This window comes from Natrinema sp. 74, from assembly GCF_046097095.1.
Classification (GTDB): Archaea; Halobacteriota; Halobacteria; order Halobacteriales; family Natrialbaceae; genus Natrinema.
In genome coordinates this window covers 1,839,029-1,865,152 of sequence record NZ_CP175698.1, presented here as the reverse complement: position 1 = coordinate 1,865,152, position 26,124 = coordinate 1,839,029, and the positions used below count along the sequence as shown (strand labels likewise).

General features: G+C 63.1%; 27 protein-coding genes and 1 pseudogene. 14 read left to right on the top strand and 14 right to left on the bottom strand.

Going from position 1 to position 26,124, the window contains the following annotated elements:
* Positions 1-113 precede the first annotated feature (113 nt).
* A complete protein-coding gene (gene hisG / locus ACJ70B_RS09305) occupies positions 114-971 on the top strand; it encodes an ATP phosphoribosyltransferase (protein WP_408956718.1) in 858 nt (285 codons plus the stop codon).
* 28 nt (positions 972-999) lie between these two features.
* Here the strand turns inward: hisG and ACJ70B_RS09300 are convergent, their stop codons facing one another.
* Complete coding sequence (locus ACJ70B_RS09300) at positions 1,000-1,419, bottom strand: hypothetical protein (RefSeq protein ID WP_408956717.1); 420 nt, start codon at positions 1,417-1,419, stop codon at positions 1,000-1,002.
* Between the two features lie 326 nt (positions 1,420-1,745).
* The gene (locus ACJ70B_RS09295; RefSeq protein ID WP_006671604.1) at positions 1,746-2,306 is read right to left on the bottom strand and encodes a TATA-box-binding protein; all 561 of its coding nucleotides are present in this window, start codon (positions 2,304-2,306) and stop codon (positions 1,746-1,748) included.
* 451 nt (positions 2,307-2,757) lie between these two features.
* On the opposite strand from ACJ70B_RS09295, the gene ACJ70B_RS09290 reads away from it, so the two are divergent.
* Positions 2,758-3,849, top strand: a complete 1,092-nt coding sequence (locus tag ACJ70B_RS09290; RefSeq protein ID WP_408956716.1) for a TIGR01177 family methyltransferase — start codon at positions 2,758-2,760, stop codon at positions 3,847-3,849.
* Between the two features lie 223 nt (positions 3,850-4,072).
* On the opposite strand, the gene ACJ70B_RS09285 is transcribed toward ACJ70B_RS09290, so the two are convergent.
* Both ACJ70B_RS09285 and ACJ70B_RS09280 read right to left on the bottom strand, forming a co-directional pair.
* Entirely contained in the window at positions 4,073-5,077 is a 1,005-nt protein-coding gene (locus ACJ70B_RS09285) for an AAA family ATPase (RefSeq protein ID WP_408956715.1), read from the bottom strand.
* Between the two features lie 90 nt (positions 5,078-5,167).
* Complete coding sequence (locus ACJ70B_RS09280; RefSeq protein ID WP_408956714.1) at positions 5,168-6,316, bottom strand: CARDB domain-containing protein; 1,149 nt, start codon at positions 6,314-6,316, stop codon at positions 5,168-5,170.
* Between the two features lie 362 nt (positions 6,317-6,678).
* Here ACJ70B_RS09280 and rnz point away from each other — a divergent pair, with 362 nt between their 5' ends.
* Both rnz and ACJ70B_RS09270 read left to right on the top strand, forming a co-directional pair.
* Positions 6,679-7,620, top strand: a complete 942-nt coding sequence (gene rnz, locus ACJ70B_RS09275) for a ribonuclease Z (RefSeq protein ID WP_408956713.1) — start codon at positions 6,679-6,681, stop codon at positions 7,618-7,620.
* 66 nt (positions 7,621-7,686) lie between these two features.
* The gene (locus ACJ70B_RS09270) at positions 7,687-9,663 is read left to right on the top strand and encodes a DUF460 domain-containing protein (protein WP_408956712.1); all 1,977 of its coding nucleotides are present in this window, start codon (positions 7,687-7,689) and stop codon (positions 9,661-9,663) included.
* Positions 9,664-9,669: 6 nt separating this feature from the next.
* Here ACJ70B_RS09270 and ACJ70B_RS09265 read toward each other — a convergent pair whose 3' ends face one another.
* Both ACJ70B_RS09265 and ACJ70B_RS09260 read right to left on the bottom strand, forming a co-directional pair.
* Positions 9,670-9,924 carry a hypothetical protein gene (locus ACJ70B_RS09265; RefSeq protein ID WP_408956711.1) on the bottom strand — a complete coding sequence of 85 codons (255 nt, stop codon included), beginning with the start codon at positions 9,922-9,924 and terminating at the stop codon, positions 9,670-9,672.
* Between the two features lie 67 nt (positions 9,925-9,991).
* Positions 9,992-10,171, bottom strand: a complete 180-nt coding sequence (locus tag ACJ70B_RS09260) for a hypothetical protein (RefSeq protein WP_408956710.1) — start codon at positions 10,169-10,171, stop codon at positions 9,992-9,994.
* A 134-nt stretch (positions 10,172-10,305) separates the two neighbouring features.
* On the opposite strand from ACJ70B_RS09260, the gene eif1A reads away from it, so the two are divergent.
* From eif1A to ACJ70B_RS09245, 3 genes are all read left to right on the top strand, one after another.
* Positions 10,306-10,596, top strand: a complete 291-nt coding sequence (gene eif1A, locus ACJ70B_RS09255) for a translation initiation factor eIF-1A (RefSeq protein ID WP_254762504.1) — start codon at positions 10,306-10,308, stop codon at positions 10,594-10,596.
* A 220-nt stretch (positions 10,597-10,816) separates the two neighbouring features.
* On the top strand, positions 10,817-11,428 hold the full coding sequence (locus ACJ70B_RS09250) for a TetR/AcrR family transcriptional regulator (RefSeq protein ID WP_408956709.1): 612 nt from the start codon (positions 10,817-10,819) through the stop codon (positions 11,426-11,428).
* Positions 11,429-11,620: 192 nt separating this feature from the next.
* Entirely contained in the window at positions 11,621-12,844 is a 1,224-nt protein-coding gene (locus ACJ70B_RS09245) for a cytochrome P450 (protein ID WP_408956708.1), read from the top strand.
* Positions 12,845-12,873: 29 nt separating this feature from the next.
* On the opposite strand, the gene ACJ70B_RS09240 is transcribed toward ACJ70B_RS09245, so the two are convergent.
* From ACJ70B_RS09240 to ACJ70B_RS09230, 3 genes are all read right to left on the bottom strand, one after another.
* Positions 12,874-13,986 carry a pyridoxal-phosphate-dependent aminotransferase family protein gene (locus tag ACJ70B_RS09240; protein WP_408956707.1) on the bottom strand — a complete coding sequence of 371 codons (1,113 nt, stop codon included), beginning with the start codon at positions 13,984-13,986 and terminating at the stop codon, positions 12,874-12,876.
* 351 nt (positions 13,987-14,337) lie between these two features.
* Entirely contained in the window at positions 14,338-14,901 is a 564-nt protein-coding gene (locus ACJ70B_RS09235; RefSeq protein ID WP_408956706.1) for a twin-arginine translocation signal domain-containing protein, read from the bottom strand.
* A gap of 114 nt (positions 14,902-15,015) precedes the next feature.
* The gene (locus tag ACJ70B_RS09230; protein WP_408956705.1) at positions 15,016-16,248 is read right to left on the bottom strand and encodes an MFS transporter; all 1,233 of its coding nucleotides are present in this window, start codon (positions 16,246-16,248) and stop codon (positions 15,016-15,018) included.
* Between the two features lie 139 nt (positions 16,249-16,387).
* Here ACJ70B_RS09230 and ACJ70B_RS09225 point away from each other — a divergent pair, with 139 nt between their 5' ends.
* A complete protein-coding gene (locus ACJ70B_RS09225) occupies positions 16,388-17,047 on the top strand; it encodes a DUF6517 family protein (protein WP_408960094.1) in 660 nt (219 codons plus the stop codon).
* Between the two features lie 16 nt (positions 17,048-17,063).
* Here the strand turns inward: ACJ70B_RS09225 and ACJ70B_RS09220 are convergent, their stop codons facing one another.
* Positions 17,064-17,402: a DsrE family protein gene (locus ACJ70B_RS09220; protein ID WP_408956704.1), complete on the bottom strand. Its 339-nt coding sequence runs from the start codon at positions 17,400-17,402 to the stop codon at positions 17,064-17,066.
* A 159-nt stretch (positions 17,403-17,561) separates the two neighbouring features.
* On the opposite strand from ACJ70B_RS09220, the gene ACJ70B_RS09215 reads away from it, so the two are divergent.
* The 3 genes from ACJ70B_RS09215 to ACJ70B_RS09205 all read left to right on the top strand — a co-directional run bounded on the left by ACJ70B_RS09215 (position 17,562) and on the right by ACJ70B_RS09205 (position 21,063).
* A complete protein-coding gene (locus ACJ70B_RS09215) occupies positions 17,562-18,896 on the top strand; it encodes an O-acetylhomoserine aminocarboxypropyltransferase/cysteine synthase family protein (protein ID WP_408956703.1) in 1,335 nt (444 codons plus the stop codon).
* 2 nt (positions 18,897-18,898) lie between these two features.
* Positions 18,899-20,107 (top strand): homoserine O-acetyltransferase, encoded by a 1,209-nt coding sequence (gene metX / locus ACJ70B_RS09210; RefSeq protein WP_408956702.1) that lies wholly within the window; start codon positions 18,899-18,901, stop codon positions 20,105-20,107.
* A gap of 137 nt (positions 20,108-20,244) precedes the next feature.
* A complete protein-coding gene (locus tag ACJ70B_RS09205; protein ID WP_408956701.1) occupies positions 20,245-21,063 on the top strand; it encodes a hypothetical protein in 819 nt (272 codons plus the stop codon).
* Positions 21,064-21,133: 70 nt separating this feature from the next.
* Here ACJ70B_RS09205 and ACJ70B_RS09200 read toward each other — a convergent pair whose 3' ends face one another.
* Together ACJ70B_RS09200 and serB are read right to left on the bottom strand one after the other, a co-directional pair.
* The gene (locus ACJ70B_RS09200; protein WP_408956700.1) at positions 21,134-21,523 is read right to left on the bottom strand and encodes a hypothetical protein; all 390 of its coding nucleotides are present in this window, start codon (positions 21,521-21,523) and stop codon (positions 21,134-21,136) included.
* Positions 21,524-21,720: 197 nt separating this feature from the next.
* Entirely contained in the window at positions 21,721-22,365 is a 645-nt protein-coding gene (gene serB, locus ACJ70B_RS09195; RefSeq protein WP_408956699.1) for a phosphoserine phosphatase SerB, read from the bottom strand.
* A gap of 123 nt (positions 22,366-22,488) precedes the next feature.
* Between serB and ACJ70B_RS09190 the strand changes: the two genes are divergently transcribed.
* Positions 22,489-22,719, top strand: a complete 231-nt coding sequence (locus tag ACJ70B_RS09190; protein ID WP_408956698.1) for a hypothetical protein — start codon at positions 22,489-22,491, stop codon at positions 22,717-22,719.
* A gap of 148 nt (positions 22,720-22,867) precedes the next feature.
* Here ACJ70B_RS09190 and ACJ70B_RS09185 read toward each other — a convergent pair whose 3' ends face one another.
* Entirely contained in the window at positions 22,868-23,992 is a 1,125-nt protein-coding gene (locus ACJ70B_RS09185; RefSeq protein WP_408956697.1) for a hypothetical protein, read from the bottom strand.
* A 649-nt stretch (positions 23,993-24,641) separates the two neighbouring features.
* Here ACJ70B_RS09185 and ACJ70B_RS09180 point away from each other — a divergent pair.
* Entirely contained in the window at positions 24,642-25,049 is a 408-nt protein-coding gene (locus ACJ70B_RS09180; protein WP_408956696.1) for a hypothetical protein, read from the top strand.
* Between the two features lie 184 nt (positions 25,050-25,233).
* Positions 25,234-25,788, top strand: coding sequence for a hypothetical protein (locus ACJ70B_RS09175; RefSeq protein WP_408956695.1), 555 nt, complete (start codon positions 25,234-25,236; stop codon positions 25,786-25,788).
* Positions 25,789-25,825: 37 nt separating this feature from the next.
* Here ACJ70B_RS09175 and ACJ70B_RS09170 read toward each other — a convergent pair.
* A pseudogene (locus ACJ70B_RS09170) lies at positions 25,826-26,124 on the bottom strand (hypothetical protein).

Below are 26,124 nucleotides of genomic sequence, written 5' to 3'. Positions count from 1 at the left end.
GGGGCCGTGCCCCAAGGAGCTGGGGGTGGCCGTCGCCGGGAGCGGGCATGCCACGAGCCGACCGCTCGCCCGGATGAAAAGACAATTCCCCGCCGCTACCCAACACCGGACATATGCGAATCGCCGTTCCCAACAAGGGCCGCCTGCACGAGCCGACGATCGACCTCCTAGAGCGGGCGGGACTTCACCTCGAGAACGGTGCCGACCGCAAACTCTACGCCGACACCGTCGATCCCGACGTGACCGTGCTGTTCGCCCGCGCGGCCGACATTCCGGAGTACGTCGCCGACGGCGCGGCCGACCTCGGTATCACCGGCTTCGATCAGGTCTGTGAGGCGCGCGTCGACACCGTCTCCGAGTTGCTCGACCTCGAGTTCGGGCGCTGCCGACTGGTCCTCGCCGCGCCCGAGGACGGCGACATCGAGTCCGTCGACGACCTGGCGGGCAAGATCGTCGCCACGGAGTTTCCGAACATCACGGAAGACTTCTTCGCCGACACCGGCGTCGAACCCGACATCGTCGAAGTCTCGGGCGCGACGGAGCTGACCCCCCACGTCGAGATGGCCGACGCCATCGTCGACATCACGAGCACCGGCACGACGCTCAAGATGAACCGGCTGGCCGTCGTCGACGAGGTGCTCGAGAGTTCCGTCCGGCTGTTCGGCCGCGACGACATCCTCGAGGAGCCGAAAGTCGAGGAGGTCCGGACCGCGCTGTCTTCCGTCAAACACGCCGAGGGGAAGCGCTACCTGATGATGAACGTGCCACAGGAACGACTCGAAGACGTCCGCGACGTCATTCCGGGGATGGGCGGCCCGACGATCATGGAGATTGCCGACGAGGGCGACGAGGAGAAGGTCGCAGTCCACGCGGTCGTCAACGAAAGCGACGTTTTCGAGACGATCACCGAGGTCAAGGCGGCCGGCGCGAGCGATATTCTGGTGACCGAAATCGAGCGACTCGTCGAGTGAGCGGCCGGCGCGAGCCGTCGCGACGAGGTTATTTCAGCCGGGCGGCGATCGGCCGCTCGAGGGAGTCAAACTCGAGGAGGGATTCGAACGCCGAGCAGTTTGTGGCCGGGCCGACGAGGTTTCGAACCCGGTCGAAGCGAACGATATCGTGGTCCTCGAGCAACGGGAGATGAGTTCGGCACAGCGACGTGTGAATTCGCTGGCGAAGCCGATGGATCGTCGTCCCGACCGTCGGATCGTGCTCCGCGTCGGCGAGTCGACCGACCAGCGTGCGGACCGAAATCGGCTCGTCGGTCGCAAGCGCACAGCGGATCACCTCGCGCCGGCGATCGCTCTCGAGCACGTCGCGGATCGTCTTCCGCGGGAGGGGGCGGTACCCGATCGCACCGTCAGTACCGAGGTGAACCCGATCCGAACCGGTCGTCGGTCGCTCTGGATGGATCGTCATGGGCACGTGACAGTCAGCGACCGAGATCCGGATAAACGCGACCGGTCGTTTCGACGAATCCGACTCGGTTCAGTCGAGTCGGGCCTACTCGGGCGAGATTGAACGATCGACAATCCGGTGAAAGCGACGGCGATTCGTGTGACTGGTGACGAAACAGAACACGGACCGAGGTCTCGACCGGTGGTAAGCCGTGACTACCGGCCGGAGGTCGGTGAAAACGAGGACCGCAAACGTCGAGCGCGGCGGTCGTTCACGGCGCGCCCGTCGGCGGCTGGTACTGCGGTGGCGTCGGTATCGGCTCGGGCAGGTGACGAAAACGGACGGCGTTACTCGAGCAGGCCCAGATCCTCGAGCCGAGAGACGATCTTGTCGACGGCGTGTTCGGCGTCTTCAGGCTTCTTGCCGCCGGTGATGACGAGCTTGCCGGAGCCAAACAGCAACGCGACGACCTCGGGCTCGTCGAGACGGTAGACGAGACCGGGGAACTGCTCGGGCTCGTACTCGATGTTCTCGAGACCGAGGCCGATGGCGATCGCGTTCAGGTTGAGATTCCGGCCGAGGTCGGCTGACGTGACGATGTTCTGGACGACAATCTCGGGGTCCTCGTTGACCTGAATCTGGAGTTCGCGGAGCTTATCGAAGACGATACGCAGGCTCTCGTGGACGTCGTCGGTGCTCTTCGCGCCGGTACAGACGATCTTCCCCGACCGGAAGATCAGCGCGGCGGACTTGGGATTCTGGGTGCGGTAGACGAGACCGGGGAACTGCTCGGGGTCGTAATCGGCCCCCTCGAGGTCCATCGCGACGCTCTGGAGGTCGAGTTCCTGCCCGATGCCGGTCGACGCCACCACGTTTTCGATGTTGATGGTGTCCTTCGGATCCGTCATTAGTCGCTTTAAAAAACGTATTTAAGGCTTATAAAGGTTGGTACCGCCACCTGATATATCCGGTTTATACGGTCGGGGCCGACCTGCGAACATTGCCGGTTTTCGGCTGCCTGCATGCGCAGCGGTGGTATCTCGCTTCAGATCCGACGGTCGAGGTGCTATGGCGCGCGCTGACCACAGTTCGCTGGCCGCTCACTGATGGTCGATGAGGCGCGAGGTCTTCGCGAACTTCGTGAGCGAGTGGCTTGGACGACGCTCTTCGTCTGCCAGTGGATAAACGACCGCCCGGCGGGAGTGAGATCGGCTGGGGAGGACGTGGCGCTTCCGTGTCGCCACGATAGCAGAGCGCTGGCCGCCGAAAGACGGTGGAAGAACGGCCATCGGGGAGATGATCCGTAATCGATCCCCGAAAAACGGCAGCCTCATACCCGAGGGCCGGCCACCATCGACCGTGTACCTGCTCGAGCTAGGCGGCGAGGACGACCCGTTCGCGGCCCGCGAAGCGGAGAGTGCCGCCAGCGGCGTCGAACGGATCGCCCCCGGTCTCGCCGTCGCGCGTGTGATCAGCCCCGAACGCGTTCGCGGGCTCGCCTACACCCGCCGCGCGAGCGACCTGCTGGGCCGGGGTGACGCGGACCTCGCGAGCGCCCGCGCCGTCCTCGAGGCCGCCACAATCGACCGCGAGGGCTCGGTCGCCGTGCGCGCGACCGACGTCCACGGCTCGAGCGGCGTGAGCACCGACCGAGCCGAGCGTGAACTCGGGCAACTTCTCGTTGATCGGGGCTTTGCGGTGGACCTCGAGGAGCCAGACCACGTCCTTCGGGTCGCGTTTTCGGAGGGTGTGCTCGATGCCGGCGGAGGTGACGTGCTCGAGCACGCAGACGGAGAAGCTGGCGACGAGCCGACGGGCGAACGGGTCTCCGTCTGCGCGCTCGGCTGGCTCGCGGCCGAGAGCGTCCGCGACTTCGGGAGCCGCGCGCCGACGGACAAACCCTTCTTCCAGCCCGGGAGCATGGACCCGCTGCTCGCCCGGGCCGTCGCGAACATCGCCGGTGCGCGGCCGGGCGCGACGGTTCTGGATCCGATGTGTGGCACCGGCGGCGTCCTCGTCGAGGCCGGCCTCGTCGGCGCGGATGTCATCGGCACCGACGCGCAGGCGAAGATGGCCACCGGGGCGCGGACGAACTTACGGCACTTCCTCGCACGCGACGAGCCCTCGCCGATCGGCGTCGAGCGCGGCGCGTGGCACGTCGGCCGCGGCGACGCGACCCGGCTGCCGCTTTTCGACGACGCGGTCGACGGCGTGGTCTTCGACGCACCCTACGGCCGCCAGTCGAAGATCGACACCCACCGGCTCGAGGATCTCGTCGCCGGTGCGCTCTCCGAAGCCCACCGAGTCGCGCCACGGGCGGTCGTGATCGCCGATCGCTCGTGGGCCGGCGAGGCGCGAGCCGCGGGGTGGGAACTCGAGTCGGCGTTCGAGCGTCGGGTCCACCGGTCGCTGACGCGATACGTGCTGGTGCTCGAGCGGCGGAATCGATAATCGACGGACCGGTGTTCGTTACGTTCGGCCCGAATCGACGAGACCGAACGTTGCACTCGCGGCACCGAGGAGCGTCCACGACCTCCCCAGCCGACTCACTCCCTCCCTGCGGGCGGTCGATCGTCCCTCGCGAGTCACGTCGCGGTTCGTCGGCGACTCACCGCGACCCAGCGTGCCGAGGGTGAGAGCAAAAAGTGGCTCGGCGACGGGTCTCGGCGAGAGATCAAGCGTCCCGACCCAACTCCGCCAGCAGGTGCGAGACGTGGATCCGGTCGCTCGTCCCCTCGTGCATCTCGAACTCGACGTCCGCGGCGAGCCGGTGGATTTCGGCGAGCCGATCGCCCTGATACCGTTTGCGAGCGATCTGGAGGATCGCCTCGAGCACCTCCCCGCCGTCTATCCCCTCATCGACGAGCAGGTCGTCGAGCGTCGATCGGGCGTCGGTAAAGTCGCCGGCCTCGGCGTCGTCTATCATCGACTCGATTTCGTCGTCCAGGCCGACCTCGCCGAGGGTCTCGTAGGCTGCGCTCATCGTCAGTTCGCCCGCGTCCTCGACGGTGGTCTGTGCCGCCAGAATCGCCTGCCGAAGGTTGCCGTTGGCGTAGCCCGCGACGAACTCGAGGCCGTCCGCGTCGTAGTCGACCTCCTCTTGCTCGACGATGCGCTCGAGGACGGTCACGAGCTCCTCGCTCGAGGGCGAGCGAAAGGAAACGGGGAAACACCGCGAGCGGATCGGTGGGATGAGTTTCGTGGGCTGGCGCGTGGCGACGATGAACTGGGTCGTCCGGTGGTGTTGCTCCATGATCCGGCGCAGCGCCTGCTGGAAGTCCTCGCGGACGTCCTCGGCGTTGTCCAGCAAGATCGTGGTGTAGCCGCCCGAGACGGGCGCGTAGCTCGCCGATTCCTTGAGGACGTGGTTGATCATGTCCCGTTTGGACATCGACGAGCGGCCGACGAGGAAGTGTTCGAATCGCGGGTCGTTCTTGATCTCGGTCTTGGTTCGGGCGAAGAAGTCCGCGACGTTGATTTCGACGAAGTCGTTGTCCGGGTCCTCGTGGGCTTTGCGAGCGAGCGCACGCGCCGCGGCCGTCTTCCCGCTCCCGGGTGGACCCTGCAAGAGGAGGTTGATCGGCTCCTCGACGGCTCGCTCCAAGTATTCGCGAGCGTCGTCCTGTGGCAACTCGGCCAGCTCGGGGGCGTGGGTGTCGGTCCACAGCGGCGCGTCCATCGCCGGGAGATAGGGACGGCGCGGGTAAGAATCGGTCGATTGTTCGGCGGCCGGAGCGCGCCCGACGGAGACGGGCCAGCCGGCAGCCGATTAGCCGCCGCTCGAGTTGTCCCCTGAGTCGTTGCCGTCGGCGCTCGCGTTCGCATCGCCGCCGGATTCACCGTCGGCCGCCTCCGCCAGCGTGACCGTCGTCTGAACGGTCTCGCCCTCGAACGTGATCGGCGAGGCTGCGTTCACGTTGCTGGGGGTGCCCGCGTAAAGGGTCGCCGTCACTGCTTCGCGCTGGCCGATCGCCGCGTCGTCGGACAGCTCGACGGTGACGTTCTCGTGTTCGCCGGGCGCGAGTTCGTCGCTCGTCCCCACGATCGTCCCGTTTTGCTCTATGGCGACAAATCCGCGCTCGGGGATCGCCGCGGAGACGGTCACGGTCTCGTTGCCCGCATCGGTGACGGCAACGCTTGGCTCGGTGTGGAACGCGAGGTCAATCTGCGTGACTGCACCGCCGTCCTCGGTGTAGACCCCGATCGTCCGGTTTCCAGGCGGCGCGCCGCGGGTGTCCGTCTCGAGGGTCACGTTCCGGGCCTCGCCGCCCTCGAGTTCCAGTACCTGTCGCTCGTAGACGACCCCGTCAATGCGGACCTCGACGGGCTGTTCGGCCTGGTACTCGGTCGGGTTGTGGATCCGGGCGTTCACCTCGATCGTCTCGTTGGTCGTCGCTTCCGCGGGCGCGTCGATCGAGTCGACGAGGAACGAATCGGTGCGCGCGTTCTCGTCGGTCGACGTCACCGTCGCGCTCGCGCTGACCGGGAAGCCGTCCTCGAGGTACGGCTGATCCTCTTCCCCGCTCGTCTCCTCGTACGCGTAGCCCTCCTGTTCGGAGGTATCCCGGTGTACCGTCGCGGTCAACTGGCCGACGAGTTCTCGCGTCGCGTCGTCCTGGCGCTCGACCGTGACGTTCTCGTGGGTGCCCGCCTCGAGGTACTCGGAGACGGCGAGTGGCTCGTCGCCACCGTCGGTGATGACGACGTAGCCGCCCTCGGAGAGCGTCACCTTCCGAATTGTGACGGTGGTGCCGTTGTGCTGCTGATCTTTGAACGTGATCGAGGCCCGCGGGTTCTCTTCGACGCCGAAGATGGCGGGGGCCTGACCGACGACGATGCCGGCGGCGACGACGATCGCGATTGCGATCAGGATCGCGCCGGCCTGCTTGACCGTGCCGAACGTCAGTCTCGAACTCATTTGGGGTGTCGTCGCCTCCGAATTTGGACTCGACGGACGTAAAACGCACAGTCCGTTTGCAGGACGCCGAATTGGTTCGCGACGTCTCGCTCGAATAGTCGCCAGTTACTACTGTCCACGAACACGGTCCGTCGGGCGGGCCTGACGAACAGGGATCCGAACCGAACGGGTCACTGACCGATCGGCACCCGCGACGAATACAGTGACACCTGGTAGCACAGTCCCGGCAGTGCAAATCGCGTCGTTCGAGAAGACAAACGCGCGTCTCGCGGTCGGCCGCGACCGGCACCGGAACGAATTGGAGTCGCTCTGGCTCGAGCGATCCGAAGCCGGTTTAGCCGCGGCCCGCCGAAGATCGATCGATGCCACTGCGCGTGACGTTCGTAGGGACGGCCGGCGCGATTCCGACGACGGAGCGGAACCCGAGCAGCGTCTTCGTCGCCCGCGAGGGCGAGGGGCTACTGTTCGACGCCGGAGAAGGCACCCAGCGCCAGATGATGCGCTTTGGGACCGGCTTTTCCGTCTCACAGCTGTTCGTCACGCACCTCCACGGCGACCACGTCCTCGGGATTCCGGGGCTGCTCCAGACGATGGACTTCAACGACCGCGAGGACGCGCTGGCGATCCACACCCCACACGGGACGCGCCGCCAGCTCAAATCCCTCGTCAACGCCCTCGGAAACCGCCCTACGTTTCCGGTGCGGATCAACGAGGTCGGCGACGGCGACGTCGCCTACCGCGCCGACGAGTACGAGGTTCGCGCGTTCGAGACCGACCACGACGCCCGCTCGGTCGGCTACGCGCTCGTCGAGGACGAGCGCAAGGGCCGGTTCGACCGCGAGCGCGCCGAGGACCTCGGCGTCCCCGTCGGTCCGAAGTTCTCGAAACTCCACGAGGGCGAGGCCGTCGAACTCGAGGACGGCACCGTCGTCGACCCCGAACAGGTCGTCGGTGAGCCCCGACCCGGCCGCTCGATCGTTTACACGGGCGATACGCGGCCGACGGCGGCGACGATCGAGGCCACCGCCGAGCCCGACCTGCTAATCCACGACGCCACGTTCGCCGACGACAGGGCCGAACGCGCCGCCGACACCGCCCACTCGACGGCGCGACAGGCCGCCGAGATCGCGAATCGGGCCAGTGCAAAACGGCTGGCGCTGATGCACATCTCCTCGCGCTATGCCGGCCAGACCGACGACCACCTCGCGCAGGCCCGCGAGGTCTTCGCGGGCGACGGCGAGGACGTGTTCGTTCCCGAGGATGGGCAGGCCCTCGAGATTCCGTACCCCGACGGCGGGGCGTGAGCCCACCGGCTGAGCGTCCTGCGAACCCGCGCCGGATTTATAGCCGACTCGTCCCTATAGGCCCCTGTGAGTACGCGAACGAGTGCGCTCGATGCGGTCGTCTTCGGTGTCGACATCCAAAGCGGTGACGTGCGCGGTGACGCGCCATCGTACGCACTGGCCGTCTACGACGGCGACGACGTCGTTCGGAACGTCGTCTCCCACCGGAAACTCAGGCGACTTATCGACGACGAGGAGCCGGCGATCGTCGCGACCGACAACATGTACGAGCTGGCCGCCGACAAGGATCAGCTCATCCACTTCCTCGGCTCGCTGCCGTCGGGCACCCGTCTCGTCCAGGTGACGGGTGCCGAACAGCCCGAGCCGCTCTCTCGCGTCGCGAAACGCCACAACGTTCCCTACGGAAAGGATCCGATGCAGGAGGCCGAGGCCGCCGCGCGGCTGGCCGCCCACAACGTCGGCCACGAAGGGTCGGCGTTCACCGACACCACGGAGGTCAAGGTCTCGAGAGGACGCTCGACCGGCAGCGGCGGCTGGAGCGAGGACCGATACACCCGCCGCATCCACGGCTCGGTCCGGAAACGAGCCCGCGAGGTCGAGTCCGACCTCGAGGACGAGAACCTCGAGTACGAAAAGGACGTCCGCGAGTCCTACGGCGGCTACGCGAACGCCGTCTTCACCGTCAAAGCCCGGCCCGACGACATTCCGGTCTCCCGAAACCGATCGGGCGACGTCCGCGTCGAAATCGAGCGCGAGCGCCGCGACGGCATCGAGTTCCAGCCGCTCGTCAAACGGCGTGACCACGTCATTGTCGGGATCGACCCCGGGACGACGACCGCCGTCGCCATCGTCGGTCTCGAGGGGGAGGTGTTAGACGTCTGGAGTTCGCGCACCAGCGACACCGCCGACGTGATCGAGTGGATCGTCGAGCGCGGCCGGCCGATCGTCGTCGCGGCCGACGTGACGCCGATGCCCGAGACCGTCGAGAAGTTCCGCCGGAGCTTCGACGCCGCGGGCTGGGTCCCCGACAGCGATCTGCCGGTCGACGAGAAACAGCACCGCACCCGCGACCACCCGTACGACGACGACCACCAGCGTGACGCGATGGCCGCCGCACTGTACGCCATCGACGCCCACGAGGACCAGTTCGAGCGCATCGCCGCCAAACTGCCGCCAGGACTCGACCGCGGCGAGGTCACCGCCCGCGTCGTCGCCGGCGAGGAGAGCGTCGAGGCCGTCCTGCGGGACCTAACCGACGACGACGACGGCGGCGAGGAGGAGTCGACCGAACACGAACCCCGCGAGCTCACGGAGGAAGAACAGCGGATCAAGGACCTAGAACGCCAGGTCGAGCGCCTCCAGTCCCACGTCGAAACGCTCGAGGGACGCATCGAGGACCGCGACGAACGAATTCACGAACTCGAGAACAGCCTCAGCGGTGCCAAACGCCAGGAGCGCAAGGAAATCCGCAAAGACCGCGAGGTCAGCCGCTTGGAGCGGAAGGCAAACCGGCTCGAGCGCGAGCGCGACGACGCCCGCGAGGAGGTCGAGGCCCTGGAGAAAAAGGTTGAGCGCATGAAGGCCCTCTGGAAGCTCGACCACTCGAACTTCAGCGACGTCTCGGCGAAAAAAGAAGGGCTGGTCCCCGTCAAGGTCGTCGAGAAGTTCACCAAGGGCGCGATCCGCGAGGCCGACGAACAGTACGGCATCGCCGCCGGCGACGTGGTCTACCTCCGGGATGCCAGCGGCGCGGGCCGGTCGACGGCCGAACTGCTCGCGGAGTTCGAGCCCCGCGTGATCCTCAAAGACGGCGGCCTCTCGGAGATCGCAGACGAACTCCTCTTTGACGCCGAGATCCCGGTCGGTCCCGCCGACGACGTTGCCATGCAGGAGGTCGACGAACTCGCCGTCGCCCGCGAAGACGACGTCGAGGCGGTCATCGACGACTGGCACGAGCGGGCCGAGGCGAGGCGACGAGACCGGAAGGCGGCGATGGTCGACCAGCTCATCAGCGAGCATCGCGCGGGCGACAACGAGGTCTAACGCCGGTTAGTCCGCCGACTCCATCGGCGACAGCGCCTGTGGCACCTCCTCGAGCGGAATCTCCTCGGTCAGATCCTCGGCGTCGTCGACCGGTCCGTTGACGAACAGCGCGTGGGCGATGAACCCGATTGCGACGACGCCGAGTGCGACGATCGCGGCCGGGTACGGAACGGGCGTCGCGTAGCCGACGACGGCTCCAAGCCCGAGGCTCACCCCGATACCGACCAACACGAGATCGTAGTACTGGAGCGTGTACGCCATAGCCGGCGTTCGAGATGCAGACGCAAAATGGTTGAGCCGGAGAGGGTGATCGGATGCTCGAGACCGATCAGAACATCCCGAAGTTCTGGAGCATTCCCGAGATCAGCGACTTGACGACCAGTCCGAGGCCGCCGACGATGAGCGCCATCCCAAGGGCGATCAGGAGGTTCTGTGACGCGATGAGACCGATACCGGCGAGCAGAAGCAGGACGCCGACGATCCCGAGCGCGCCGAGGTTTCGTATCATATGCAGGGCTCCAAAGGCGAGCGGAATAAACGGCATGGTTTCGCGTCTGCGGGTCCGATATGAGCCGTCAGCCGCCGGGAAGCCGCGGGCGAGAACGATAAAGGGTTAAACCGATCGAACGAGAATCCTCGGCCATGAGCGACGACGGCGACGGCGGTCGGAAGAACCTCCGGATGCCCGAGGACGACGAGGTCTTCGCGACCGTCACCAACATGCTCGGGGCGAATCGGGTCAAGGTACGCTGTGCCGACGGGACCGAGCGCACCGCGCGCATCCCCGGCAAGATGCAGAAACGCATCTGGATCCGCGAGGACGACGTCGTCCTCGTCGAACCCTGGGACTGGCAGGACGAAAAGGCCGATATCACCTGGCGCTACGAGAAGAGCGAGGCCGATCAGCTTCGGCGAGAAGGTCACATTCAGTGACTCGCTTCGGGGTCGGACCCCGCCACGTTTTTCGAGTTCATTTATAAGGAGAGACGAGACGCCGTCATCCCCGCCGGCCGCCGTGTTCTTCAGATCGACCGTCGACCCGCAGACGGCGGACGCGTCTCACCGCGAGTCGGAACCGCCGGACGGTACCTGCGTCGCCGGTATTCCGTAGTGAAATTCCCTTATAGTCCTCCGGCCGCATACCGAGTATAGGATGAGCGGGCAGCCAGAAACCGAACAGCGAATCAGAGAGGCCGCGTTTCGTGCGCTCGGGAAACACGGCTACGCGGACCTCTCGATCAAGGACATCGGGGAAGAGTTGGGACAAAATCCGTCGATCATATATCACTACTTCGACAGCAAAGACGAGCTCTTGTTGTCGATGCTCGATGTCTTCGTCGAGCTATTCGTCGGACGGCAAGCCGAACGTCCGCTCACCGATCCGGAAGCAGAGCTACGACGATTCGTCGATCAGATGCTGAATCCGACGCACGGAGAGCAAGCCATGTCCTCTCCGCCGGCGGACATGGAGACGGTGGCGTCACGGGTGTACGTCGAATTGTGGGCGCACGCGACGTGGGACAGCGACTTTCGACGCGAAACGACGCAGGTAGAAGAGCGCTTACGGGCGGCACTCGCCCGCATACTCCGCGCCGGAATCGAAACCGATCGGTTCCGTCCGGTGGATGCGGAACAGACGGCGGACCACATCTTCTTTCTCCTCCAGCAAGGGATACACGCCCGGACGACGACGAACCGGGACGACATCGAGCGAATTCGGACGTTAATCGATGCGATCATCGCGGATATCTCCCGCGAAGACTAACGCTGCCCGTCTCCGTCGAGTCCGTTCGGCGCTGCCGATCCTGCTTGACCGAGCCGTGGGAACGCGGTACCGATCGAGTGGCCGTTATCGTCCGCCTCTCGCCGCGAGGACCCGGCTTTTCGTTATTCGATACCGAAAATATCTATCCTAATACACAAAAAGACTATGGCTTATTAACTGGTCAATTAACTCATGTCGACAGACGATTCGGCCGTCGAAATGCGGCAGCCACCGGAAGCGATACGCAGTCGAGAGGGGCAACTCGACCCGTTCGAGTGGTACGCGAAAATGCGGCAGGAAGCCCCCGTCCACTTCGACGAGCAACGGCAAACGTGGGACGTCTTCCGGTACGACGACGCCAAGCGCGTACTCAACGATCACGACGCGTTTACGGCTGACCGGGGGCAAGCCGCCGTCGATTCCGCGACCAGTACCGAAGACGACGGTGGCACGATACTCGAGACGATGATCGGCGTCGATCCGCCGGAACACGAGCGATTACGAGGGTTCGTCAACGAACGGTTTCAACCGGGATCGATACGGGACTACCGATCGCGAATAGCGGAGTTGACGGACGAACTGACGGCTCAGATCGAGGGCGACGGCCAATTCGACTTCGTCGACGAGTTTGCGGTTCCGCTTCCCGTGATCGTTATCGCCGAATTGCTGGGCATTCCCTCCGAACGTCGAGAGCAGTTCAAAGACTGGTCGGATTCGCTCATCGCACGTCCCGATAACACGAGCGCGTCGGTCGAGCGAGTCCAACGGCAACGGGAACAGGCCCGAAAAGAGATGGGCGAATACTTCGCGGAGTTGCTCGAAGACCGTCGGACAGGCGACGGCGACGACCTCATTACGCTGGCGGCGACGACCGAGGAACTCTCCACCGAAGAGCGGATCGGATTCTGTATGCTGCTTCTTCTCGCGGGGAATATCACGACGACGAATCTGCTCACGAACGCCGTGTGGTGTTTCGAAGAGCAGGGACTGATGGACGCGATTCGGACGGGAGAAATCGATCGGAAGAACGCGATCGAAGAGGTGCTCCGATACCGATCGCCGGTCCAATCGGTGCGCCGCATCGCCGCCGAAGACGTCGAATTGAACGGCCACCACATTCAGTCTGGAGCGATCGTAACGGTCTGGCTGGGGTCCGCGAATCGCGATCCGGAAGTCTTCGATGCGCCCGAATCGTTCCGTCCCGAGCGGAAACCGAATCGTCACGTGTCGTTCGGAAGCGGGGTCCACTACTGTTTGGGCGCTCCGCTCGCACGGTTGGAAGCGGACGTCGCACTTGAGGGGCTATTCGATCGATTCGATCGGATCGAAGTGGACCGAACGGATTTGCGCCCGCTACGGAGCCTGTACGGGCTTCGCTCGCTGCCGTGTGAAGCGACACCGAAGACACAGTCCTGACGGGACCGATCGGCAGTCCCGAATGCCCCCTACAGTCCGGCGACGTCTTCGATCGCGTCGGTCAGTTCCCTGATCGACTCGAGGTCGTGTTCGCCCATGTGACCGATGCGGAACGTTTGCTCGCCGAGTTGCGAGCCGTAGCCGTTCGAGAAGACCATGTCGTACTCCTCGTCGACGGTCGCGATCGTCTCGGCGACGTCGATGCCCTGCGTGTTCTCGATGCAGGCCACGGTCTGTGACTCGTAGCCTTCCTCGGGGAACATCGCGAAGTGATCGCGGGCCCACTCGCGGGTGTATTCGGCCATTTCGCGGTGGCGCTGGTCGCGGGTATCGTGGCCCTCCGCGAGCATGTGTTTCATCTGTTTGCGGTAGGCCAGCATGACGGGGATGGCGGGCGTCGAGTGGGTCTGGCCCTTCCGGTCGTAGTAGTCCAGCGAGCGCTGGAAGCCGCCGTACCACGACGCCGACTCGGACTCGAGTTCGCGTTCGTAGGCCTCGTCGCTGACGACACAGACTGCCAGCCCGGGGGGCATGGCGAAGGCCTTCTGGACGGAGGTAAAGAGCACGTCGATGCCGTGGGCGTCGATGTCGACGTAGTCGCCGCCCAGCGCGGAGACGGCGTCGACGATGAAGTAGGTGTCCGGATACTCGGCGACGACGTCGCCGATCTCCTCGATGGGGTTGCGAACGCCGGTCGAAGACTCGTTCATCACGCAGGTGACGGCGTCGTAGTTGGTATCGCGCTCCTCGAGGGCCTCGCGGACGTCCTCGGGTTTGACCGCCCGGCCCCAGTCGTACTCGAGGGTGTCGACGTTCTTCCCGAGGCGCTCGGCGACGTTGGCCTGACGCTCGCTGAAGCTCCCGCAGGTCGTCACGAGGACGTTCTCGTCGACGAGGTTCAGAATCGAACTCTCCATGAACTCGGTTCCCGACCCCGTAAGGACGATGACCTCGTTGTCGGTGCCGAGGAACTCCTTCGTGTCCTCGACGATGGTCGTGTAGAGGTCGGTCATCCGGTCCATCCGGTGGCCGAACATCGGCTCGCACATCGCCTCGATGACGTCCTCGCGCACCTCGGTCGGGCCGGGAATGTACAGCGTCTTGTCGGGGTAGTCGTCTTTATAGTCGCGTTTGTCGGTCACGCAAGTCACCTGAGTACGGCCTACTGCGTCGCGAGGCGGTATGGTACTTTTGATGCCCACCGGGAGCGGACCAGGCAACCGACGGATGCACCCAGCAGTTGGCGATCGGCGAGGACCGCGCTCGAGGCGGTGAAGCCGACTCCTCAGTGTACCGTTACCGTCTCCGGCTTCGCTGCTGAGTCCCGTTCAGACACTCGACTGCAGGCGATAATAGACACCTGATAGTCCGTGGGGTAACAGATGTAACGGTCGGTCAGCAACGACTGCGGGCGTCAGGGCCGGCGAGAAAATCGAGAGAGATGAAAACGGGAGACGGCGACGTCTCGCCGTCACCGCTGCCGCGTTGGGGCGTTATTCGCTGGACTCGTTGCCGCTGGATTCGTTGCCGCTAGACTGGTTGCCACTCGACTCGTTGCCGCTGCCGCCGTCGCTGCTGCTGCCGCTCGTGACCTTAATATCGCCTGCCATCCCGGGGTAGTGCGGATTACAGGCGTATTCGGCGATCTTCGTGCTGGCCGTGAACTCGAGCGTCTGGCCATCGCCAGTGCTAGAGGCGGTCGGGGTCGACTTGTTGTTCCAAACGCTCTCATCGTCTTTTTTGAGCTCGAGGTTATGGCCGGTCTCGTTCTGCGTCCAGCCGATCGTGTACGACCCACCCTCGGTGAGTTCGATCGTCGGATTCGTTTGCCCTTCGATACTGGACGGCTTTTTGCCGACCCACTTATGACCGTTGGCCTTGAACATGATCGTCTTACCGGGCTTGATCGAGACCGGTCCGCTGTCGCTACTGTCGTCGTTGTTGCCGTTGCCGTTACCGCCACTGTCACTGCTACAGCCGGCAACGAGCGCCGTCGACGCGGCCGCGCCCGTCAGCTTCAGTGCCGTTCGCCGTGAAACTGCCTTATCTCGTGCCATCACCTGAAGTTGAGCCTGTGAACATAAAAATTGGTACCTTCTCTCCCTTCAACGTTATGTGGACACATACCACGAAGTAAGAGTGTTAGGGAGACCTGTCACTCGGCGGCCGAGTTACGTATCGCCGCGATCGCTCGTCCGAAACCGGTCGGTCGAGGCAATCGAAAGCCGGAGAAACGCCGGGACGGTGACGACCGCGATCGCGATCTCGAGGCCGCCGACGACGAGAAAGGCCGTACCGTAGCCGTAGCTGCCGGCGACGGTGCCACCGAGGAGGAAGCCGCCGAGGAAGCCGAGGCTGCCGGCGAGGTTGAACCCGGCCATAGCGATACCGCGTTGACTCCCGTCTGCGAGGTCGGTCACGAGCGCCATCGTCGCGGGGGCGACCAACGCGCCGAGGACGCCGACGCCGATCATGGCGACCGCAGCGGTCGGGACCGACGGCGCGGCACCGACGGTAAAGATGCCGACGCCGTAACAGACCGAGCCGATGACGATCGGGATCGTCCGCCCGATCCGGTCCGAAAGGACGCCCATGGGATACTGCAAGAGGGCAAAGGGGGCGAAAAAGCACGCCAGCATCAGTCCGGTCGCTCCGGCGTCGAGACCGAAGGCCGTCTGGAAGTAGAGGGTGCCCACGAGCGCGAAGAACCCGGCCGTGAGCCGGTCGACGAAGCCGAAGGCGTAGGGAATCGTCAGCGTCGGGCGGCGGCGAACGCCCTCGAGCAGCGCTCGCGCCGTTCGGCGGTCGTCGGGGGTGCGGTCGCCGACGAGCGAGGCGAGCGCGCCCACGCAGACGAGCAGGCCGGCGGCGACGAGCAGCGGCGCGACGGGAGAGACCTCCGTGAGTTGGCCGCCGATGGGCGCACCCAACGCAGCGCCCAGCCCGATGGCGATGCCGGCCGCGCCCATGTTCCGGCCGTGGCCGCCCTCCAAGTCCATCAGCATGGTCATTGTCAGCGAGAACGCGCCGATGGTCGTCGCCCCCTGGAAGAGCCGCAGGAGGAGGACGCCCTCGAAGGGGATCCAGCCGACGGCGGGAACGGCAGCGAGGGCGGCGTAGCCGAGGGCTCCGGCCAGCGCGCCGGCCACGACGAACGGCCGGCGTCGGCCGGTCGCGTCGCTCGCGAGCCCCCAGACGCCGACGAACGCGACGTAGGCGGCGAACTCGGCGACCAGAAACCACATGCTCGCGTCCAGCGCCGTCGCCGCGAACGCCGACGTCGCCGCGTCGGCACCCAGCGCCGCCACGAGCGTCGCGACGCCTGGATAGAGCAGTACCTGCGAGAACAACACCGCGAAGACGAGGGCGGCGAGGACGATCCGATCGCGGTCACTCGAGTGCACGCGCACCAATTGGCGACCCGACACTATGAACGCGTTCATCTCGAGAGGCGGCCGATCGACCCGCCTGTTCCACATCGGCGCGAACGACGGAGCGGCGGAAATCGACGTGCTTTCGTCTCCGCCCGACCAGGAGCCGTCGATGACAGTCTCACGTCGGCGGCTCCTCGCGACGGGGGCGGCCGCTGGAACGGCGCTCACCGCCGGCTGCACCGGGTTGCTCCGCGACACGCTCTCGTCGACGCAGGCGACCGTTTCGCAGGCGGCGTTAGACGAGACCGGCTACGACGAACACACCGTGGAGGCGGTCACCATCGAGCGGACCGTCGGCCGGTTCGGGATCGAACGCACGATCGAGGTCGAAAACTGGTACGCCGAGTACGACCGAGCGGTGTCGCTCGACGCGCTCGGCCTGCGGCGCGTCCAGGGGGCGGTCGTCGCCGTCCTGACCACGCCACAGATCTCGTTTTTGGGGAAGACGTTCAATCCCGTCGGCGAGTACTCGACGGACGAACTCGTCGAACTGATCCAGAACCGGTACGACCGACTCGAGAACGTCCAGGCCGTAAGCGAGGAATCGATCTCGATTCTGGGAACGGAAACGACCCTCGCTCGGTACGAGGCGAACGCCCGACTGACCACTGCCGGGACCTCCCTCGACGTCTACCTGCAACTCAGCGAGCCCGTCGCCCACGGCGAGGACTTCGTCGTCTGCGTCGCAGTCTACCCGCAGGTCATAGGCCTCGAGACGGAATCGGAATCGGTTCGGACGATGCTCGCGTCGCTCGAGCACGGCCCCTAAGCGCCCGCACCTGCAGTTATGGGCGGATGTAGGCGTACCCTTCGCTCTGAAGCCGCGTCAGTTCGCCGCCGCCGGACGGAACGGTCTCGACGCCGTCGACGAGGTCCGACTCTGCGAGGTCTTTTAGCTCCAAGGTGTTGCTGCAGGCCTTGACGTCGATACCCGCCTCGAGCAGCGATTCGACCGTGTCGCTGCCGTCCCCGCCGGCCGTCACCGGCTCGATACCGTCGGCCTGCGCGACGACGGCGATGTCGTCGATCTCGACGGAGTCGTCCTCAGTGAGGTTCTCCGCGATCGTCAGTGCGGTCTGTTGCTGGTCCGGGTCGGGGGCGATGAGGTGGAACACTGTCTGCATATGCGCTTTTAGGCGTCGCCCGTCAATAGGGGTTGAGCCTGCAAGCGAAGTGACCGATGAGCGACGCAGCGGCGTCCGTTACCTGCAAGTCATTCTCTAGCCTGCCGTTTTTGCCGTTACTGAGACGCATATGAACGTGGAGAAGTATGCATACTAAACATGAGCGACGACGCGAGCGACGGAACCGACGCTGGCGACGGCGAGCGCGGCTTCGGGACGCGCAGCGTCCACGCCGGCCAGTCTCCCGATCCGGACACCGGCGCGATGGCACCGCCCATCTACCAGACGACCTCCTACGTGTTCGAGGACGCCGAGACGGCCGCCGCCCGCTACGCCCTCGAGGACGATGGCTACATTTACTCTCGGATCGCCAACCCGACGGTGACGACCCTCGAGGACCGCCTCGCCGACCTCGAGGGCGGGGCCGGCGCGGTCGCGACCGGCAGCGGCATGGCCGCGCTCGATTCGGCGACGCTGATCCTCGCGGCGGCCGGCGACAACGTGGTCTGTTCGACCGACACCTACGGCGGGACGACGGCCTACTTCTCGAAGACGGCGACGCGGCGAGATATCGAGCCGCGGTTCGTCCCGACCCTCGAGTACGACGCCTACGAGGAGGCCATCGACGAGGACACCGCGTTCGTCCACGTCGAGACGATCGGCAACCCCTCGCTGGTCACGCCCGACTTCGAGCGCGTCGCCGAGATCGCCCACGACAACGGCGTCCCGCTGGTCGTCGACAACACCTTCGCGACGCCCGCGCTCTGTCGGCCCTTAGAGCACGGGGCCGACGTCGTCTGGGAGTCGACGACGAAATGGCTCCACGGCTCCGGGACAACTGTGGGCGGCGTCCTCGTCGACGGCGGTTCCTTCCCGTGGGGCGAGCACGGCTACGACGAGATCGCGGGCCAGAACCACGCCTACCACGACGTCGACTTCTCGCGTGACTTCCCCGAGGCCCCCTTCGCCGCGACGGCACGGTTCCGTTCGCTTCGCAGTCTGGGCAACCAGCAGTCGCCGTTCGACGCCTGGCAGACTCTCCAGGGCCTCGAGTCGCTGCCGCTGCGCGTCGAAAAGCACTGCGAGAACGCCCAGATCATCGCGGAGTACCTCGACGATCACGATGACGTCGCCTGGGTCACCCACCCCGGTCTCGAGGCGCATCCGACCCACGACAACGCCCAACGGTATCTCGCAGACTTCGGTGGGATGGTCGCGTTCGGGCTCGCGGACGGGTTCGAGGCGGGCAAGACCTTCTGTGAGAACGTCGAAGTTGCCCAGTTCCTCGCCAATATTGGCGACGCGAAGACGCTGGTGATCCACCCGGCCAGTACGACCCACGGCCAGCTCACGCCCGAAGAACGTGAGGAGGCGGGCGTCACCGACGACCTGATCCGGATGTCGGTCGGCATCGAGGATCCGAAAGATATCCTGGCCGACCTCGAGAGCGCGATCGACGCGGCGACACAGGCTTGTCGAGGGGAAGGTGAGTAGCTGTGACGACGAAGGACGCGGTCGATCTCGGCGAGTTCCGGTTCGAGTGCGGGGAGTCGATCCCCAGCCTCGAGGTAGCCTACGAGACCTACGGCGAGTTCACCGGCGACAACGCGGTGCTGGTCTGTCACGCGCTGACGGGCAGCGCCCACGTCGCCCGCCGGCCGGACGCCGGTGACGAGACGGCGGGACAGGCGCGGGCCTGGTGGGGGGACGTCGTCGGTCCAGGGAAGGCGATCGACACGAGCGAGTATTTCGTCGTTTGCGCGAACGCGCCCGGCTCGTGTTACGGGACGACCGGTCCCGCCAGCGAGAACCCGGAAACGGGCGAGCCCTACGGCACCGACTTCCCGCCGGTCACGGTCGGCGACTGGACTCGTGCCCAGCGAAACCTGCTGGACGAACTCGGCGTCGGCCGGCTCCACGCCGTCGTCGGCGGCAGCGTCGGCGGGATGAACGTCCTCGATTGGCTGCGCCGGTATCCCGACGACGTGGAACGAGCGGGGGCGGTCGCGACCGCTGCCCGACTCGACCCGCAATGTCTCGCGCTCGATACCGTCGCTCGCCGGGCGATCACCAGCGATCCGAACTGGAACGGCGGCCACTACTACGATGGTGAGGACCCCGAAGACGGGCTGGCTCGAGCGCGCCAGATCGGCCACATCATGTACCTCTCGAAGGCGTCGATGGACCGCAAGTTCGGCCGCCGGTCGGCGGGCCGGGAGGCGGTCCGCGAGAAGCCACCGGACTCCGCGGCCGCGTTCTTCTCGTACCGAGAGGTCGAGTCCTACCTCGACTATCAGGCCGACAAATTCACCGATCGGTTCGACGCCAACAGCTATCTCTACATGACCCGCGCGATGGACGACTTCGACCTCTCGGCGGGCTACGAGTCCGACGCCGACGCGCTGGCGGCCTTCGAGGGCGAACTCCTCTTGCTCTCGTTTACCGGCGACTGGCACTTCACCGTCGAACAGTCCGAGTCGCTGGCCGAGGCCTGTCGCGAGGCCGACATCGACGTGGCACATCACGTCGTCGAGTCAGACCACGGCCACGACGCCTTCCTCGTCGAACCCGAAAACGTCGGCCCGCCGCTGTCCGAACTGCTCGAGGAGGGGCTCGCTGGCCGGATGATCACCGATACCGCGTCCGACGAGGCCGACGAGACCGGGGAGTTCGCGCCGGTACACACGAGCCTCTTTTCTGAATGATCCGTTGTCAGTACGAATTTCTTATAGTTATTAGGTGCTCGAGAACAGCGCCCAATGCGCCCATATCGGCGCGTCTGACCAATATGTGACAGAATGGTGCCGTAAAGTATAATATTCCCCTGTCTGATGTATCGGTGATGTCAGACGGGAAGCAACTGGAATACGAGGAGGAAGAGCAATCGGTCAATCAACAGCGGATTCCGCGAGACGACGGGACGGAACTGCCGATCAAAGAGGGAGCTGTATTCGGGGCTCTCGCAGTGGTCGTGACGTATCTGGCTCATTTCTTCCTGACGGTCGTTGCATCGGCACAGATGACGCCGGTAGTGAACACCACGGGAGACACGCCAGTTGCGACGGATCTCGTGGCGTCGTGGACCGCCGCGGGATGGAGCTACCTCGCGACGTTCGGCGTTGGATTCAAGGCGAGCGGCGAGGCCATCGCGCTCGGGGACATCCCAAACAATCCCGCTGCACTTGCTAACTCACCCGCTTCACTTGCTAACTCACCCGCTTCGCTTGCTAACTCACCGTTTTTCCTCTCGGGCGCAGTGCTGTTCGCAGTCACCGTTGGAGCGGTGACGGCGGCCGGCTATGGAATCGCTCGCTACACCGACGCCGACGGTCCGGCCGAAGCGGCCAAGGCCGGGATCACAGTCGTGCCGCCGTATCTGGCGTTCGGAGTGATCACGGCGTTGCTGATGACCGCCACGTTCTCCGACTATGCGACCGTGTTTTCCATCCTCGAGAGCGTCCCGCTGCTCCAGACGGACCAGTTCATCAACGTGCAAGAACAGACCGCCTCGTCGAACATCACGGTCAAGCCGTCGACCGGCGACGCCGTCCTTTTCGCTGGGATCGTGTTCCCTGCCATCTTCGCGGTCGTCGGGTCGCTCATCACACAGGGCGAGGAAGTCATCGATGCCGCCGTCGCGAAAGTGGAAGAGCTGACGTAATTCCGTAGAGACGGCGTTCTCACTGGACAGGGCGAAACGATAGTTCGGCGAAGGGAAGCGACAACCGGTTTCAGCGCCGGCCGGCCTGTCCGTGGGCGCGAACGGCGTCAGCCGAAACGTACTGTTCTGCGTGAGACCGGTCCGAACGCCGACGTGTGAGCCAGTGTTGGACGTCGGAGACGAACAGTGCGAGGTTTTTTCGGGCGAACAGCTTCATCGAGACGCCCTGTGGCGATCGAAACAGCGCGATCAGCGACCACATCGAGCCGGCGGCGAACGCACCGATCGCGGAAAACGTCATTCCGAGCGTGAAAAACGTCGTTGCGTAGGTGAAGCCGATCCCCATCGACGGCAGGCTCGTTCCCAGCGGGACGCGCGCGCCGGCGTCGCGCAGCGTCGGCGCGAGGAAGAGGATCGAAAGGCTGCTTCCGCACATGAATACGAGGTCTTGCCACATCATCATGAGTACTTACTCGGCTACGAGTTAATAACTCTCTCGGTCCCGAAATCAGCTCTTGAGCCGGATAGTCACCGATAGACGACCGATAGCCACTCGAGAACGAAAGCGCGTCTACCGGCCACCAGCGGCGGACCTGGGTCTCGAGCAGTGGGCAACAGACGATTACGGACGCTAAACAAGCCGCTACTCGAGTCTTATTACTGCTCGGCGAGGACGGACTCCGCGAGCAGCGTCTCGCGGGCCTCGGCCATCGACGAAACGACGACGTCGCAGTGGGGTTCAACCGCCGGCTTGGGCTCGAAGCCGATTGCCAGCCCGGCGACCTCGAGCATCGGCAGGTCGTTGGCCCCGTCGCCGACCGCGACGGTGTCCGTGAGGTCAACGCCAACATCGTCGGCGAGGTCCGCGAGCGCGTCGTCTTTGGTGCCCTCGATCAGGGGCCCCTCGACTGCACCGGTGAGCTCTCCCGCTTTCATCGGCAGCCGGTTCGAGACGATGTGGTCGACGGAGACTCCCTGGCGCTCTAAGGCGGCCGCGACGCCGCGTTCGAAGCCGCCCGTGAGGATGGCGGTCGTGATACCGGCCTCGTTCAGTTCCTCGATGAGGTCGGCGGCCCCCTCCCGAAGAACGACCTCGTCGAAGGCGGCCTCGGCCTCGGCCTCGGGGAGTCCCTCGAGTAAGGCCGCACGCCGGCGCAGGCTCTCGGCGTAGCCGATCTCGTCGTTCATCGCGCGCTCGGTGATGTCGGCCATGTCGGCGGCGACGTCGCGGCGGTCGCCGAGCAGTACGGTCATCTCGGAGTCCGAAAGCGTCCCGTCGAAGTCGAAAGCGACGACTGTCATTGCACGCCGATTGTCGGTCCCCGGATAAACCACTTCAGGTTTCCCGACGTGGCGAGCGGTAGTTCTAGTTCCACGATCCCTCCGACCGAAAGCTATTATTCGTCCGCCTGTGTCACAACGAACATGTCTCGGGAACGACGGTTCGACTACGATAAGGGGCCCAGCCTCGAGGAGGGAGAAACGATCGAGAACGACGGCGAGAACGGCGAAACCGACGGCGATGTCGAGGACACCGGACCGAGCAATTCGAACGAGATTCGTCGGCCGAGCGTGGCCGTTGACCCCACCGGCTCCAGCCCTCAAATGGGTTCGGCGCTATACCGACGCCAGCGAGTGAACAAACTCAAGAATTAGGCCGCTTTCGAAGCTTTCAATGGCCAGTTGTTCTACTTTTCGCTTGAGCGGTGATTTATCACCGGATGACTTGAGTAGATAAAGTAGGAAGAATTTTTTGACAAAATATCTACTTGAGAATATTTATTATAATGGGGCCAGGGGTTTATTATTTATCCCTGAATGTCACATGGTACTCATCCAATATGAAGTGGCCATGGTGGTTACCATGTGGAGTTTTCATTGCGTCAATCGTTGTTGTAGCTGATCCTGCTGCTGCTGCAATACAAATAGATTCAAAACCAATATTTATTTGATCACCGTAATAATCTTTGATATAGAGCCCCTCAGTATATGTATCTGAAGTTGACCAAAAATCGACAATGAATTGATTCTTTCGCAAGGCCGGTGAGGTTCTGACTTTGTTTCCAGAGTCATCTTCTAGGTAACACCGAAGGAGTATTTCAGATGCACCAAGCCCATTCAGGCCAGAAGCTGCGTATTCACCATTAAATTCAACGCTCACCTCATGATGATTATTCGAATGTGTCCATTCATCCCAAGCCTCTACACGTGCTTCTCCATAACCCGCTCCCGTAGCTCTAGCTTTTGTTTCTATATGATCAGTAGTCCCGTTGTGGTGATTTGCATCCACTTTTGCATCTGCAATCACTGGCGTTGATGCCCAGTAAGTGTCAAAATTAGCCATATCCTCATGTGTCGCCTTGAATGCAGATGTAGTGATTGAGGAAGCCACTTGAGTGCCCGAGTTTGCTGAGCCCAGTTGATTATCGCCGTTAAATGGCTTTTTATTATTCCCTACAGAATCTTTCTTTTCCCCACCAATACTTTTTAATCTTACTTTAGCCTTGTTTAAGCGGTTTGTCAGAACATTCCGGAGATTCTGCCGATCAAGTTTAAATCGCTTTCCATTGATGGTAACGATAACCCATTTCTGGTTATCTACCGTTGTCTGGGTGATTTCTGTACCGTCTTCATATTTTATCAACTCTTTTGAGATCCCATCTGGTTCCTTCCGTGAGACTGTTTGAGGGTTATGGATATCTGAAACGTTAATATCCTGTGAAACATTATCTGGATCGGCGACTTTTCCGTCTCGACTGACTATTGTTTTTGACTCTACTTTTTGACCGTGCTTCTTTGAGAGTTCTTTACAATAATTCTCAAGTTCTGAGACAGAAGCGTTCTGAACTTTGCTAGCCTGCGCATTACCAATAGTTGCGCTTCCAGCTATGATGCTACCGGCAATTTTGAGGGTTGATCTTCGGTCCACGACACACAATACAAATTACTATAATATAATAGTTGTGGAAAAATACACTGTTTCATGCTACCCTTAATCTATTTATATACTATACCATAGAACTAAACTAATTAGGGGCTATACTGCTTGAGAATCAGTGCGTCAGCAACTGTTCGCAAAAATGGGCCCCTGGATTGGATTAAATGAGCTTTTATGTGGCCAATCTCCTAATTCTCGAGTTTGTTACGATATTATTTCGAAAATTGGATCTCACCATCTCCGGCCGAATAGTAGATAGCGCAAGGGTGTGCTGGTGTGCGCCACCACGAGAGCATGCGCTATCGAAGCGAGATCGATCGCCTGATGGTCGGTCTGATTGGTCAGCAACGGAACTTTCTCTTTAAACCAATCTAAGATGTGACGACGAGATGAGGATAGGATGGTACTCTCTTGACCTATGTCCTAGCACGTAGTATACAGGTGTCTACCGTCCGCGTCCACACTGTTTCTGCTAGGTCATCGCACAACGCACCAAGATGGATGTTTGAGCGAGTTTCCATCCGATAAGTGGCATGATTTCGTCACTTTTGAGAGGTATCACTCTCACTGCTCCGCATTGACTAATAATCCATCAACCGTGAGCGTTAGATATTTTGACTTGGACACCATCGCTGCAAATATGCCCCTCACCGAATATGCACCGCCAGCATTTGTTATCGGCTTTTTCATGATATATTTGTCAACGATACTTCTTTCATTCTATTGGGTGTTCTTGGATGCGAAAAAACAGGGAAAGCAGTGGACAAAGGCGCTACTCTGGGGTATTGTAGTTGGACTCTTTCTTCCAATGGGTCTTCTTTACCTCTACCTCAGAAAGGATAGCGGATATACACCTTCGCCGATTTTGCGTACTGAACAACTGATCAAAGTGTTTATCATCGGTGGTGTGATTGCATTATGTGTCGGTGGGATTATTGCGCCCCCTGATCCCCTTACTCAGGTTCGGTACACTGTGATTGCCTTTCCACTGTGCTTGGTCATAGGATACCTCATTATCCAACGAAAGAAAATACTTTCTAGTTTATAATATAACTTAAAGGGCACTCTCTCGTCATAGTTGAATTTTGAGAGGTATACGTAGTTCACGAGGTTGTTGTTGTCGTATTTCTTGGTGTCCGAGTTCGGATCGTCGTTGCCCTACAGTGCGACCGGACTGATTACCTTAACGTGACACTCGCCCTCCTTCGGGCCCGTTCGGTAAAGCCGGTGGTGTGGCTGGCACGAGCGCGTTTGCCGTCTGTCTCGCGGTGCTGTATCAGTTGGCCGCGTCGATGGACGCAGTCGGGCGGTTCGGGAGTGGCGAAAACGGGCCCAGCCGCTTCGTGATCGCGGGGCTGACCGATCTGGTGAACCACGGTGTAGTGCTCGAGCGGGGCGGCGAACCGATCGAGATCGGGGTCGGATCCAGTAACAGTGCCGGATTTTCGTCACACGTGACGGCGCTAGTTCTGCCCCTCGTGCTGGCGGCCGCCGGCTATCTGCTCGTTCGCTCCGTTCGCCTCGAGACGCGACGGGAGGCCAGGCTCGCGATCGGGTCGCTTGTGGCGTGCTACGCCGTACTGACGGCCGGACTCGCCACGGTCGCCCGCTGGACGCCCCAGGTGGCCGACTCCGAACCCAATGCCGAAGCGATCGGCGCGCCGATCGATTTCGGCACGCTGCTGACGATCAGCAGGACGGCGTTCACCTTCGCAGTGATCGGGGCCGTCGTCGCCGCCCTGCCGCGGCTGCTGGCGTCGAGCGAGTTGCTCGAGCTGGATCGGTGAGTGACGGCACGCTACTGACCGCGGGGAGTGCTGGTGACTACTCCGCTCCCTCCTCGACGGGCGTTTTGACGATCGTCACCGGCCGCGAGGCCACTCGTGTGACCCGATCCGTGACGCTGTCCAGTAGCTGGCAGTACTCGCCGGGTCGCGACCCAACACGAGCAGGTCGAGGTCCGCCCCGTACTCGCCGTCGCTGTAGGAGGCGTAGACGTCGCTGTCGACGACGGACAGCCGGTGCAGTGTCGCGCCGGTCCGTTCGGCGACCAGAAGTCGATGACGACCGGCGGCCGCTAGCGCTGATACGGGTCGGTTTCGTTCCACCAGAAGCGGAGTTAT